The 12,956-nt window shown below is 73.7% G+C and carries 15 protein-coding genes; 10 read left to right on the plus strand and 5 right to left on the minus strand.

What is annotated here, in order from left to right:
* Positions 1-1,701 carry an AMP-binding protein gene (locus OHT74_RS34715; RefSeq protein ID WP_328622394.1) on the plus strand — a complete coding sequence of 567 codons (1,701 nt, stop codon included), beginning with the start codon at positions 1-3 and terminating at the stop codon, positions 1,699-1,701.
* 22 nt (positions 1,702-1,723) lie between these two features.
* Here the strand turns inward: OHT74_RS34715 and OHT74_RS34720 are convergent, their stop codons facing one another.
* Together OHT74_RS34720 and OHT74_RS34725 are read right to left on the minus strand one after the other, a co-directional pair.
* Positions 1,724-2,053: a putative quinol monooxygenase gene (locus OHT74_RS34720; RefSeq protein WP_328622395.1), complete on the minus strand. Its 330-nt coding sequence runs from the start codon at positions 2,051-2,053 to the stop codon at positions 1,724-1,726.
* A 105-nt stretch (positions 2,054-2,158) separates the two neighbouring features.
* Entirely contained in the window at positions 2,159-2,902 is a 744-nt protein-coding gene (locus OHT74_RS34725) for an IclR family transcriptional regulator (protein ID WP_328622396.1), read from the minus strand.
* A 116-nt stretch (positions 2,903-3,018) separates the two neighbouring features.
* On the opposite strand from OHT74_RS34725, the gene OHT74_RS34730 reads away from it, so the two are divergent.
* Complete coding sequence (locus tag OHT74_RS34730) at positions 3,019-3,717, plus strand: hemerythrin domain-containing protein (RefSeq protein ID WP_267001590.1); 699 nt, start codon at positions 3,019-3,021, stop codon at positions 3,715-3,717.
* Between the two features lie 8 nt (positions 3,718-3,725).
* On the opposite strand, the gene cynR is transcribed toward OHT74_RS34730, so the two are convergent.
* Complete coding sequence (gene cynR, locus OHT74_RS34735) at positions 3,726-4,613, minus strand: transcriptional regulator CynR (protein ID WP_328622397.1); 888 nt, start codon at positions 4,611-4,613, stop codon at positions 3,726-3,728.
* Positions 4,614-4,737: 124 nt separating this feature from the next.
* Between cynR and OHT74_RS34740 the strand changes: the two genes are divergently transcribed.
* Positions 4,738-5,343 (plus strand): carbonic anhydrase, encoded by a 606-nt coding sequence (locus tag OHT74_RS34740; protein ID WP_328622398.1) that lies wholly within the window; start codon positions 4,738-4,740, stop codon positions 5,341-5,343.
* Positions 5,344-5,384: 41 nt separating this feature from the next.
* On the plus strand, positions 5,385-5,855 hold the full coding sequence (gene cynS / locus OHT74_RS34745; RefSeq protein WP_266670191.1) for a cyanase: 471 nt from the start codon (positions 5,385-5,387) through the stop codon (positions 5,853-5,855).
* Between the two features lie 15 nt (positions 5,856-5,870).
* On the opposite strand, the gene OHT74_RS34750 is transcribed toward cynS, so the two are convergent.
* Positions 5,871-6,821 (minus strand): ArsR/SmtB family transcription factor, encoded by a 951-nt coding sequence (locus OHT74_RS34750; RefSeq protein ID WP_266673294.1) that lies wholly within the window; start codon positions 6,819-6,821, stop codon positions 5,871-5,873.
* Positions 6,822-6,932: 111 nt separating this feature from the next.
* Here OHT74_RS34750 and OHT74_RS34755 point away from each other — a divergent pair, with 111 nt between their 5' ends.
* Positions 6,933-7,841, plus strand: a complete 909-nt coding sequence (locus tag OHT74_RS34755; protein WP_266670193.1) for an aldo/keto reductase — start codon at positions 6,933-6,935, stop codon at positions 7,839-7,841.
* 98 nt (positions 7,842-7,939) lie between these two features.
* Here OHT74_RS34755 and OHT74_RS34760 read toward each other — a convergent pair whose 3' ends face one another.
* Complete coding sequence (locus OHT74_RS34760; protein WP_328622399.1) at positions 7,940-8,584, minus strand: hypothetical protein; 645 nt, start codon at positions 8,582-8,584, stop codon at positions 7,940-7,942.
* A 133-nt stretch (positions 8,585-8,717) separates the two neighbouring features.
* Between OHT74_RS34760 and OHT74_RS34765 the strand changes: the two genes are divergently transcribed.
* The 5 genes from OHT74_RS34765 (at position 8,718) to OHT74_RS34785 (ending at position 12,944) form a co-directional block, all read left to right on the plus strand.
* The gene (locus OHT74_RS34765) at positions 8,718-9,395 is read left to right on the plus strand and encodes a response regulator transcription factor (RefSeq protein WP_266632257.1); all 678 of its coding nucleotides are present in this window, start codon (positions 8,718-8,720) and stop codon (positions 9,393-9,395) included.
* Positions 9,388-10,824: an ATP-binding protein gene (locus tag OHT74_RS34770; RefSeq protein WP_323139617.1), complete on the plus strand. Its 1,437-nt coding sequence runs from the start codon at positions 9,388-9,390 to the stop codon at positions 10,822-10,824. The genes OHT74_RS34765 and OHT74_RS34770 overlap by 8 nt, the downstream gene beginning before the upstream one ends.
* Before the next feature lie 167 nt (positions 10,825-10,991).
* Entirely contained in the window at positions 10,992-11,219 is a 228-nt protein-coding gene (locus OHT74_RS34775; RefSeq protein ID WP_266632259.1) for a hypothetical protein, read from the plus strand.
* Positions 11,216-12,142: a sigma-70 family RNA polymerase sigma factor gene (locus OHT74_RS34780; protein ID WP_328622400.1), complete on the plus strand. Its 927-nt coding sequence runs from the start codon at positions 11,216-11,218 to the stop codon at positions 12,140-12,142. Before OHT74_RS34775 ends, OHT74_RS34780 begins: the two co-directional genes overlap by 4 nt.
* Positions 12,126-12,944, plus strand: a complete 819-nt coding sequence (locus OHT74_RS34785) for a hypothetical protein (protein ID WP_328622401.1) — start codon at positions 12,126-12,128, stop codon at positions 12,942-12,944. Before OHT74_RS34780 ends, OHT74_RS34785 begins: the two co-directional genes overlap by 17 nt.
* Positions 12,945-12,956: the final 12 nt, after the last annotated feature.

The raw sequence follows: 12,956 nt of genomic DNA on the forward strand, positions 1-12,956 counted from the left end.
ATGAGGAGGGCGCCGGCCCGTCGGGCCCCGCCCCGCCACCGAGTCCAGGAGGTACGTGTGTCTGCCGCGTCGAGCACCGCGTCGTCGAGTTATGCATCCGGGGTCTTCGAAGTGCCTCTGCTGGGCGACACGATCGGCGAGAACCTGGACCGGACCGTCCGCCGGTTCCCCGGCCGCGACGCCCTCGTCGACCTCGCCGCCGGGCGCAGGTGGACGTACGAGGAGCTCGCCGCCGACGTCGACGCCCTCGCGCTGGGCCTGCTGGACCTGGGCATCGTCAAGGGGGACCGGGTCGGCATCTGGGCGCCCAACCGCGCCGAGTGGACACTGGTGCAGTACGCCACCGCGAAGATCGGGGCGATCCTCGTCACCGTCAACCCGGCCTACCGCTCACACGAGTTGGAGTACGTCCTGCGGCAGTCCGGGATCCGGCTGCTCGTCGCGGCGGAGCGCTTCAAGACCTCCGACTACGCCGGGATGATCGAGGAGGTGGGGCCGCACTGCCCGGAGCTGGAGTTCACGGTCCTGCTGGACGGGCCGCGGTGGACGGCCCTGCTCGAGCAGGGCCGCCGGGGCGACCCGGCCAACCTCGTCCACGCGGGGGCCGGGCTGAGCCCGGACGACCCGATCAACATCCAGTACACCTCGGGGACCACCGGCTTCCCCAAGGGTGCGACCCTGTCGCACCACAACATCCTCAACAACGGCTTCTTCGTCGGCGAGTTGTGCCACTACACCGAGCAGGACCGGGTCTGCATCCCGGTGCCGTTCTACCACTGCTTCGGCATGGTCATGGGCAACCTCGCCTGCACCAGCCACGGCGCGGCGATGGTCATCCCGGCGCCGTCGTTCGAGCCGGAAGCCACCCTCGCGGCGGTCGAGGCGGAGTCCTGCACCTCCCTGTACGGGGTCCCCACCATGTTCATCGCCGAGCTGGCCGCACCCGGCTTCGACGCGTACGACCTGTCCAGTCTGCGTACGGGGATCATGGCGGGCTCGCCCTGCCCGGTCGAGGTGATGAAGGAGGTCATCGACCGGATGGGCATGCGCGAGGTGTCCATCTGCTACGGGATGACGGAGACCTCGCCGGTGTCGACGCAGACCCGCGCCGACGACTCGGTCGAGCGCCGGGTGTCCACCGTGGGCCGCGTCGGACCGCACCTGGAGGTCAAGGTGGTCGATCCGCAGTCCGGGCGGACCGTGCCCCGTGGCGAGCCGGGGGAGCTGTGCACCCGCGGCTACTCGGTGATGCTCGGCTACTGGGGCGAGCCGGAGCGCACCGCCGAGGCCGTCGACGCGGCGCGCTGGATGCACACCGGCGACCTGGCGGTGATGGACGAGGACGGCTATCTGAGCATCACCGGCCGCATCAAGGACATGGTGATCCGCGGCGGGGAGAACGTGTACCCGCGGGAGATCGAGGAGTTCCTCCACGCCCATCCGGACGTCCTGGACGTCCAGGTCATCGGCGTCCCGGACCCCAAGTACGGGGAGGAGCTGATGGCGTGGGTGCGGATGCGCGAGGGAGCTGATCCGCTGACCGCGGCCGCCGTCCGCGCCTTCTGTGACGGGCGGCTGGCCCATTTCAAGATCCCGCGGTACGTGCACGTCGTGGACGAGTTCCCGATGACGGTGACCGGGAAGATCCGCAAGGTCGAGATGCGCGACGCGGCGGCCCGGCTGCTGGAGCTCTCGTCCTAGCGGCCGGGCCGAACGGCGTGGTTCAGTTGTTACGGGGAGACAGCTCGGCCATGGCGCTCCAGCCCTGGCCGGGCACCTCGACGTGGATGATCTCCGGCGTGTCGGCGATGGCGCCCGCGAGGGTCTCCATACCGGCCTTGAAGTGGTCGGACGCGACGTGCGTGGCGCCCGCCTCTGCGTCGGTGAAGGCTTCCAGGAGCGTGTACTTGTTGGGGTCGTCGACGCTGCGCGACCAGTCGTAGAACAGGTTGCCCGGCTCGTTGCGGGTGGCCCGGGTGAACTCGTCGACGAGGGTGAGCCAGTTGTCGCTGTGCTCCGGACGGACGTCGAACCTGACGGCGATGAAGATCATGCCGACCAGCCTGGCAGGCCGCCGCGGGCCGCGCATCCCCATCGCGCCGTATTTCCGGCAGGGTCGGAATCCCGGCGCCCTCCGGGGCGCCCGCGGGGCCGTCCGTCAGACGCAGTCCGCCGCGGCCTGCGCGAGCGCGGTGCGGATCTCCTCCGGGCGCCGCCGGAACTCCCCGGTCGGCAGCGACACCGACAGGGCATGCACCGCGCCGCCGTCGTCGCCGCGCCCGCGCGGCAGGGCGACGGCCAGGCAGGTGTACGAGGGATCGGCCTCCCCGACGGAGAGGGCGTAGCCCTGCCCCCGGACCCGGGACAGCTCCGCCTCCAGCAGTTCGGCGCTGGTGATGGTGGCCCCGGTCAGGCGGGCCATTCCGTGCTCGGCCAGGTACCGCCGCCGCAGCGGCCGGGGCAGCTCGGCGAGCAGCGCCTTGCCGTGCGCGGTGGCGTGTGCCCGGGTCTCCCGCCCGGGGGTGAACGGGTTCGCCGCGTCCGTGACCGGGGCGGTGGTGTCGACGACGGTGATCAGGCCGCCCCGGTAGGCGGTGTGGTAAGCCTCGGCTCCGGTGGCGCGGCGCAGCCGGGTGAGCAGATCGGCCATGCGCGGCGCCGGCTCCAGCTGCCGGAGCAGGCTCCGGTGCAGCCCGGGGACGCGCGGCCCCAGCACGTACCCCTGCCCGGTGCGGACGAGGTATCCGCGCGCGGTCAGCGGGGCCAGCAGGTGGTAGGCGGTGGACAGGGAGCACTCCGTCCGGCGTGCCAGCGCCTTGGCGCTGACCGGCCCGGCCGCGTCGGCGACGGCATCGAGGATCGCCAGCGCGCGGTCGACGGACTGCGGACCGGTGGACGGCATGGTGGGTTCTCCCGAGGTGGTGACGGCACGGATCCCCCGAGCCTATGACGCAGCGGACGGGCGGCGTTCATCGAACGTTGACCGGACGCAGAGGGGCAGCGCGCACAGTCGTGCGTATGGACAGCGAACACGGCACCCCCGCGAGGCGGCATGACCCTGCGGCGGTTGCGGACCTCAGCGGCATCCGGCTCGCCCACCGCGCGATCCTGGCCGACATCGAGCGCCTCGCCCGGCTGCTCGCCGCTCTCGCCGCGGCCGCGGAACCGGCCGGGCCCGCGCGGGCGGAGGCCGTCGCCCGGTACGTGCACCGCTACCACGCCGTCGTGCGTGGCCACCACCGCGGCGAGGACGAGATCCTGTGGCCGGTGGTCCTGGACGCCGTACCCGACGCGGCCGATGCGGTGGCCGGCATCGTGCGCTTCCTCCACGACCACGAGGCGCTCGACGCGCTCCAGGCCGCCTGCGACGCGGCCGCGGACCGTTTCGCCGCCGAACCCGGCCGCCACGCCCGGCGGTTGGCCGGGCTCCTCGCCGACCAGCGGGATCTGCTGGCCGAGCACATCGAAGCCGAGGAGCAGCACGTGTTCCCGGTCATCGCCGCCCGGGTGCCCGGCGCCGCCTACGCGGCCGCGGAGGCGCGCATCCGCAGCGCCGACCGGTCCGCCGACCCGGCCTGGGCCCGCGCGTGGCTGCTGAGCCATGCCACCGAGGACGAGGCCCGCCGCCTGCTGCCCGGCCCCGCCGCGGACCCGGCCGCCCTGGAACCCCTGCTACGGGCGTATGCCGCCGAAGTGGCGCTGGTGTTCGCGGCCTGACCGCGGTTTCAGCCGTCGGCCCACTGCCGGGCCAGCGAGGCGAAGGCGCGGGAGGCGGCGCTCTCGTACGCGCTCTCCCGGCGCAGGAGGACCACGGTCCGCGCCGGGAGGGCGGGGGCGAGGGGGACGGGGTGCAGCGGGGTGTGGTCGCGGGTGAGGGCGTCGGGGAGCACTGTGGCGAGCCCGGTGCGCCGGACGATCTCGGTGAGGGCGCTGATGGAGTTGGCCTCCACCGCGATCGGCGGTTCGACCCGGTGCCGGTGGAAGTACGCGTCGATGTGGGCCCGGGTCGCGAAGTCGCCGCTGAGCAGCGCGAGGGGGCACGCGGCGAGTTCGGACACCGGCAGGGGTTCGGTACGGCCGGCGTGCGGGTGGGCGGGGCCGACCACCAGGCCGAGGGACTCGGTGAACAGGTCGGTGGCGCCGACACCGGGCAGGTGCGCGCCCTGGAAGGCGATCCCCAGGTCGACGGCATCGGCCAGCAGCGCCGACTCCAGCCGGCCCTGCGTCATCTCCTTGACGTTCAGGGTGATTCCGGGGTGCAGGGCATGCAGTTCCGCGGCCAGCGGGCCCAGCAGGTATGCGGTGAACGTCGGCGTCATGGCGAGGCGCAGGCTGCCGCGGGAGAGGTCCGCCACGTCCAGGACGGCCCGCTCCGCGGCGGCCAGGTCCTGGAGCGCGCGGCGCGCGTACGGGACGAAGGTCGCGCCCGCGTCGGTCAGGCGTACGGCGCGCCCCGTACGGTCCAGTAGCTGGACCCCCACGGTCCGCTCCAGCTGCTTGATCTGCTGCGACAGCGTGGGCTGCGAGAGGTGCAGCTCCTCGGCGGCGCGGGTGAAGCTGCCGTGTTCGGCCACGGCCAGCAGATAGCGGAGATGGCGCAGTTCCAGAGGCATGAGCACCACTATAGATGTCAGCAATAACGATCATGACTACTGCGTCTTGGACACTATAGGTGCAGGTCATGCAGGGTGGAACTCGTCAGCCCGACCAGGGCGGGCACCACCGAAGGGAGTGACCGTGCAAGATCTCGCCGAGGGCGTCGCGCACTTTCAGCAGGACGTCTTCCCCGCCAAGGCGGAGCTCTTCGCCCGCCTGGCGACCACCCACCGGCCGCACTCCCTCTTCATCAGCTGCTCCGACGCCCGCGTCGTCCCGGAGCTGATCACCCAGCAGGAGCCGGGCGAGCTGTTCGTCATCCGGACCGCCGGCAACCTCGTACCGGCCCATGCGGCCGCCGGCGACGGCGCCACCGGCACCGACGGGGTCGCGGCCGGCATCGAGTACGCGCTCGCCGTCCTGGGCGTCCGCTCCATCGTGGTCTGCGGACACTCCGCCTGCGGCGCCATGACCGCACTCGCCGCCGGCCAGGACCTCGCGGAGCTGCCCGCCGTCGCCGGCTGGCTGCGCCACGCGGCGCCCACCGGGACGCCGCACGGCGAGGTCGAGGTCCTGATCCGCAACAACGTCGCCGCGCAGCTCGCGAACCTCGCCACGCACCCCGCGGTCGCCCGCGCCCTGGCCGCGGACGCCGTCACCCTGCACGGCTGGGTCTACGACATCCCCTCCGGCACGGTCGAGCGGATCGACCCCGCCACCGGCCGGTCCGCCGCCCTCGCGGCCTGATCCGCCCCTCCCGCCACTCCATCCCTGAAAGGGAACCTCCCATGATCCACGCCCAGTTCGCCCCCTCCGCCCGCCAGGCCCTGGCCGACGCCGCCGTCGACGCGAAGATCCGCAAGAACCTCAGCTGGCAGCAGATCGCCGACGCGGCCGGCCTGTCGGTCGCCTTCGTCACCGCCGCGGTGCTGGGCCAGCACCCCCTGCCGGCCGCCTCCGCGGAAGCCGTCGCCGAGCTGCTGGGCCTCGATGCCGAGGCCGCGCTGCTCCTGCAGACGATCCCGACCCGGGGCTCGATCCCCGGCGGCATCCCGACCGACCCGACCATCTACCGCTTCCACGAGATGCTCCAGGTCTACGGCACCACCCTCAAGGCCCTGGTCCACGAGCAGTTCGGCGACGGCATCATCAGCGCGATCAACTTCAAGCTGGACGTCAGGAAGGTCGCGGATCCCGAAGGCGGCGAGCGCGCCGTCATCACCCTCGACGGCAAGTACCTCCCCACCAAGCCGTTCTAGCCGTCCTAGCCCCTTCTAGGCGGAGGCGTCGAGCAGGGTCTCGGCCACCGCGGTGCGGGCGTACAGCACCGAGCGGCCCGCCCGGTGCGCGCTGACCAGGCCCGCGTCGCGCAGCGCGGTCAGGTTCTGCGACACCCCGGCCGCCGAGAGCCCCGTACGGCGGGCCAGCTCGGTGGTGGAGGCGGGCGCCTCGAGCTCCGTCAGCAACAGGGTCCGCGAACGGCCGAGCACGACGGCGAGGGCCTCGGCCTTCCCGGCCGGCGGCCGCGACGCCCACAGCGCGCCCACCCCGCGCGCCGGATAGGCGAGCTGCGGCGGATCCGGCGGCGTCATCCGGGTCAGCAGGCCCGGCCCGAGGAAGGCCGAGGGCACCAGCAGCAGCCCTCTGCCCGCCGTCTCCCGGGACAGGGGCCGGGTCCGGCGAACCAGCCGCAGGGCGTTGTCGTCCCACTGCACCGCGCTGTGCAGCTCGTTGATGACGTGGCCGGCGCCCCGCTCGGCCGCCTGCCGGGCCCGGTGGAAGACATCGGCCTCCAGCACCGAGCGGATCCGGGCCCAGTACGGGGCGAGCGCGAGCTTCCAGTACGCCTCGATCTCCTCCGCCAGCCGGGGCAGCCGGGCCTGCGGGTCCGCGTGCAGGGCCCGTGCCCGGGGGCCGAGCGAGCCCTGGTGGTAGCGCAGGTGGTCGAGGTTGCGGCGGACCGGGTCGGCCGGAGCGGCGAGGACCCCGGCCAGTTCCGCCGCCAGGACGGGGGCCGGTCCGGCGGGCGCAGGGTTGAGGAAGTGGGGCACGTACCCCTTGGGCGGGATCAGCTCGGCGAGCCAGCCCCGGTCCAGCCCGGCCGCCGCCAGCCGGGGCCTTACCTGCTCCGCCCACGGCCGGTACACGGGCGAGACGGCGCCGTCGTTCAGCAGCCGCCGGAAGCTGGTCACCACCTCCCACAACGGCGAGACGGCGAACCGCATCTGCGCCAGATCGCCCGCCGAGAACGCCAACTCCGCCAGGAGGACCACCCCTTGGATTCACCCATGCCTGAATCAATGGCCTCGAGCCTACTGCGCGGAGATCATTCCGGCATGACCTCTCAGACCATCACCGCGGCCGCCTCGGGCACCTGGAAACTCGGCGACCTCGAAGTGAACCGCATCGGCTTCGGCGCGATGCGACTGACCCAGAACGGCCCGGCGTTCGCCCCCGGCGCCGCCCCCAGCGACCGCGGCAGGGCGATCGGCGTACTGCGCCGCGCCGTCGAGCTCGGCGTCAACCACATCGACACCGCCGCCTTCTACTTCTCCCCGCTGCGCTCCGCCAACGAGCTGATCAACCAGGCCCTGGCACCGTACCCGGACGACCTCGTCATCACCACCAAGGTCGGCCCCGGCCGGGGCCCGTCGGGACAGTGGCTGCCGCACGCCACCCCGGAGCAGCTGCGCGGCCAGGTCGAGGAGAACCTGCGCCAGCTCGGCCGAGACCACCTCGACGTGGTCAACCTGCGCATCGTCGGGACCGATTCGATCGCCGAGCGCTTCGGCGCCCTGGCCGACCTGCGCGAGGCGGGACTCATCCGCCACCTCGGCCTCTCCAACGTACAGCCCGAACACCTCGCCGAGGCCCGGGCCATCGCGCCGGTGGTCTGCGTACAGAACCTGTACGGGCTCGGCGCCCGGCCCGAGCAGGAGGCGTTCCTGCGCACCTGCGGCGAGCAGGGCGTGGCGTTCGTGCCGTTCTACTCGATCGCCGGGACGGGACGCGAAGCGGGCGCGAGCGGCGCCGAGCACCCGGAGGTGCTCTCCGTGGCCCGCGCCCACGGGGTGGGCCCCGCCGAGATCCGGCTGGCCTGGACCCTGCACCGCGGACCGCACGTCCTGGCCATCCCCGGAACCGGCAACCCGGACCACCTCACCGCCAACGTGGCCGCCGGCGCCCTGCGCCTCTCCGCCGAGGACCTCGCCGTGCTGGACTCGCTGCACTCCGAGGGAGCGTGACGGCAGACAGCCCACCGAGGGCGGACCGGCTGCCCGCCCGCCGGCCCGCCGGCTCGCCGTCCGCCCCGCCGTGGCGGAACGGACGGCCGGGTGCCCGGTCAGCGGGGACCGAGCGGTCCCTTCCCGGCAACGGTGTTGCCGGTGACCGTGCCGTCGGCGCCGGCCAGGGTCACGGCGTGCCGGACCCCGTCGGGACCGAGGACCACGGCCAGCCAGGCGCTGCCGCCGCCCTGCTGCGCGACGGCGCGCAGCGATTCGAGCTTGCCGCCCTCCACGGCGGCCGTCGCCTTCTCGACGGCCTGGGCCGCCGGCAGCGCGGGCAGCGGTACCGGGGCGCCCTTGGCGGATCCGTCCGCCCGTCCTCCGGGACCGCGGCCGTCCGGTCCCCGGCCCGGGAGGCCGCGGTCGCCGTCGACGACCTCGGGCTCGGCGCCCTTGCGCAGCTTCGGGCCCATCGGGCCCTGCGCCGGCTTCCCCGCACGGCCGTGCTCGCGGACCTTGACGGCGAAGCCGTCCCGCATGTGCTCCCGGTGGCCGTGCTCGGCCGCGGCCACCGCTGCCGCCCCGCCGCCGATCAGGACGACCAGCCCGAGGGCGACCCATCGCGTACGCCCCTCACGGGCCAGCCGGACCAGCCGGCCGCGGCGGCCCGCCACCGCACCGGTCGTGTTCCCGGTCGCGTCGGCCTTGGCCTCGCCCGGGCCCGCGGGCGGCTCGGGGGGCTGGGGACTGGACTGAGTCATCGGCATGCTCCTCGCGTTCTCCGAGCACCCTGCCCGGCTCGGCAGATCCTGCGCGCCCGATGCTGAAGCCTCGCTGAAGCCACCTGAAGACCTCTTCAGCAAGCCGTCGGCGCGACCTGAGAACCTTGTCCCCATGCGCGTACTGGTGGTCGAGGACGAACGGCGGCTCGCCGCGGCCCTGCAGCGGGGTCTGCAGGCCGAGGGCTTCTCCGTGGACGTCGCCCACGACGGCCCGCAGGGCCTGTGGCTGGCCGGCGAGCACGACTACGACGCCATCGTGCTCGACATCATGCTGCCCGGGCTCAACGGCTACCGGGTCTGCGCCCGGCTGCGCGCGAGCGGCTGCGAGTCGGGGATCCTGATGCTCACCGCCAAGGACGGCGAGTACGACGAGGCGGAGGCCCTCGACACCGGCGCGGACGACTTCCTCTCCAAGCCCTTCTCCTACGTGGTCCTGGTCGCCCGGCTGCGCGCCCTCATCCGGCGCACCGGCCGCCGCAGCCCGCAGGTCATGGAGTTCGGCGACCTGGTGATCGACCCCGCCGGGCAGCGGTGCACGCGCGCCGGTACCGAAGCCCGGCTGACCTCGCGCGAGTTCGCGGTCCTCGTGTACCTGGCCCGGCGGGCCGGGGAGGTCGTACCCAAGCGGGAGATACTGGAGCATGTCTGGGACGCCGCCTACGAGGGTGACCTGAACGTCGTCGAGGTCCACGTCAGCGCCCTGCGCCGGAAGATCGACGCACCCTTCGGCCGGGCCGCCGTGGAGACCGTCCGCGGCGCGGGCTACCGGCTGGCGGCCGACGGTGGCTGAACCGAAGACCGGCGCCGCCCGGTCCCTCGGCGGTGTCCGCCTGCGCGCCCTCCGCCGGATCCGCTGCACCGCGCGGCGCCTGCGCCCCCGGTCCGTCCGCGCGCGGGCCACGCTCGGCGCCTCCACCGTGGTGGCCCTCGCCCTCGGCGCGGCCTCCTTCGCCCTGCTCGGGATGCTGGACGGCAACCTGATGCGGAACGCCCAGGCCGATGCCGAACGGCAGGCCCTCTCCACGGCCGGGCTCGCGGCCGCGGGCCGGCTCGACACCGTACTGGCCCCCGGGCGCGACACCGACTTCCTGCAGGTCGTCGATGCCGACGGCCGCGTCCTGGCGGCGAGCCCCAACCTCGCCGGCCGCCCCGCCCTCTCCCCGGCCCGCCCGGGCAAACCCGGCACGGTCCGCCGCACGTGGAAGGAGGGCCCGGCCCGCGGCGACCGCCGCCATCGCGTCGTCCAGGTCACCACGGTCACGGGGGAGGGACTGGTCACCGTCTACGCGGGGACCTCGCTGCGGCAGGCCGACGCCGCCGACGACGTCATCACCGGCGCGCTGGCCGTCGGAGTACCGCTGCTCGTGCTCACCGTCGCCCTGGTCACCTGGCGGGTGACCGGCTGGGCGCTGCGCCCCGTCGAGGCGATCCGCGCCGAGGTCGCCGAGATCAGCGACCGCGACCTGCACCGCCGGGTGCCGGTACCGCGCAGCCAGGACGAGATCGCCCGGCTCGCCGTCACCATGAACACCACCCTGGACCGGCTGGAAGCCGCCGGGATCCGCCAGCGCCGGTTCATCGCCGACGCCTCGCACGAGCTGCGCAGCCCGATCACGGTGCTCCGCACCCAGCTGGAGGTCGCCCAGGCCCACCCCGATCCGGCGCTGTGGGGCGAACTGGTCAGCGGGGCCCTGGAGGACACCGTACGACTGCAGGACCTCGCCGCCGACCTGCTCCTGCTGGCCCGCCTGGACACCGGCGAACCGCCCCCGGCAGCAGCCGTCGACCTCGCGGACGTCGCCCGCGAGGCGGCCCGCTCGCGCAGGCGGGACCGGATCCCCGTCGACATGGAGATCGCTCCCGAGGCCACCGTGCGCGGCAGCACGCTGTGGCTCTCCCGGCTCGTCACCAACCTGCTGGACAACGCCCAGCGCCACGCCGACCGGCGGGTCCGGCTCCTGCTGCGGGTCGACGCGGCCCGGCGTACCGCCGTGCTGGAGGTACGCGACGACGGGCCGGGCATCCCGGCCGCCGACCGGGAGCGGGTCTTCGAGCGGTTCACCCGCCTCGACGACGCCCGCAGCCGCGACGAGGGAGGTACCGGCCTGGGCCTGGCCATAGCCCGCGACATCGCCACCCGGCTGGGCGGTTCCCTCACGGTCGAGGACGCCCCGGCCGGCGCACGTCTGGTGGCCCGCCTTCCGCTGGACTCCGCCTGAAGCGGGCGGATATCCGGTTCTGATTGTTCCCCGTTCTGCTTTTTTCGCACCTGTCCAACTCTGTTCACTCCATGCTTGCCTCGGCTCTCGAAGGGGGGCGTCAGCAACGCCAGAGCCGCATCCCGAACAGACATCAACCATGGCGCACACAGCCAGAGGACGGCGCGATGAAGAACAACCGGATGATCGTCACCGTGGTGGCGCTCTTAGCGATCTTCGCATTCAGTGTGGTGATGGTGGTGGCGGGACAGCCCGTCGCAGCCGTCACCGCACTCATCCCGTCGGTCGCGCTGGGCGTGCAGCAGATCGTGCAGGCGGGCACGGGACTTGCGGAGAGCCGCCGCGAGCGGCCCTCCGTACAGGTGCCCGACCGGGACGAGGAGCCGCGCGGATGAACCTCCACTCGGCACCCCAGGACGTCCCCCAGGGCCCGCGCGGCAAACCGGGCCGCCGGCTGGGGCCCATCGCCGACGGCACCGGAGCGGCGCACCGCGCCTGGCTCGAGCCGCTGCGCGACGCCATCCATGGCAGGGGAGTGACCCTGGACGAGCTCCAGGCGCGCACCGGCCGGCCCAAGGGGCACATTTCCGAACTGCTGCGGGCCGTCGGCCGCTATCCCCGCTGGGTCTTCGTCCGTACGGTGCTCCTCGCGCTGGACCGGCCCGGCGTGCCGTACGACACGATGCGGCTGCGCTGGGTGCTGGCAGCGCGGGACCTCGGCAAGCGCACCTCGTGGATCAAGGACTGCCTCCACGAGGGCGGCGCCCGCCACCGCACCCGGGCCACCTCGGTCCCCCTGGACTTCCTGGCCTTCCGGCAGATGCACCACCCGCACTACACCTGCTATGCCTCTGCCTACCTGCGCCGCCCCGGCCTCGTCCGGAAGGCCGTCGACGACGTCTTCACCCTCCTGCTGATGCTGTGGCACGACGCACTCGCCAGCGAGAACCCCGAGCGGTTCGCGTGGCCGATCCTGCGCCAGACCGTGCTCGAACGCGCGCCGAAGGACAACGGCCGCCCCTCGCTCCTCGAAGCCGCCTTCGACACGGTGGCCCTGGACCTCGCCCCGGACCCGATCGGCCAGGTCGAGGAGTCCATGGCCCTGTTCCGGGCCGTCGCGGACCTGGCGCCGCTCCAGCGGGACGTCATCGTCCTGCTGTACCTGTGCGGGCTGGAGGACGCCCGGGCGGCAGACGAACTGGGCGTCTCCCTCGCCGCCGTGCGGTCCACCGCTCGGCACGCCAAGCGCAACCTGCACGCCGCCCTGTACCCGGACACCACCACCGAGGAGGAGGTCTCCGGTGACCTCGACCATTGACCAACTGCTGGCCCGAGCCCGCCTCCACGACACCTCGCACGCGCCCGCCGACATCGCCGACAGCCGCGGCGCACCGCATCACGAGCCGGGCGCACGGGCGCCCGGCGCGACGGCGGCCGAACCGCACAAGGACATGCGGGGAGCCGCGCGCGACCTCCAGGCGCTGTGCGAAACGGCCGTCACCGGAGCCGCCGTCGCCGCGCTGGGCGACTTCCTCACGAACAAGCTGCCCCAGCCCTCCGGTGCGCGCGTCCTGGGCTGCATCCTGCTGCTCACCGACGCCGAGGACTCCGCCCGCTTCTGGTGGCAGTACGCAGCCGGCGCCGGAGACTCGATCGCCTCGTACTGCCTGTACCTCCACCACCTCGCGCTCGGCGAGAACCACGAAGCCGTGTGGTGGCGGCGCCAGACGGCCCCGTCCGCCGCCCGGAACGCGGCGGATTCACCGAATGCGGCCGATGCGCCGGGCGTGGCGGACGCGCCGGACGCACCGGACGCGGCCACCGTGGTCTTCGACGGTGCGGAGCGGAACCTCGCGGCCGATGCGAGCCTGCCCACCACCCTGCGCGTCCTGCGGGCGCTACGGCCCAGCGGAGGCGGGTCGAAGCGCGGCTCGAGCACCGTCAAGGCCGTCATGGAGTACGTCTCGGCCGCCGTCAGCTACGTCGACGACGACCTCGAACTGCCGCTGCCCGACCCGGACTTCACCGACCGGATCCGCGCCCTGACGGCGGCCGCCCGCCCGGCCCGGCCCGGCCGCCGCACCCCGCCCCGGCTCCCGCCCAGGCTCCGGGCCACCTGATCGCACCGCCCG

It is taken from the genome of Streptomyces sp. NBC_00354, assembly GCF_036106915.1.
GTDB lineage: Bacteria > Actinomycetota > Actinomycetes > Streptomycetales > Streptomycetaceae > Streptomyces.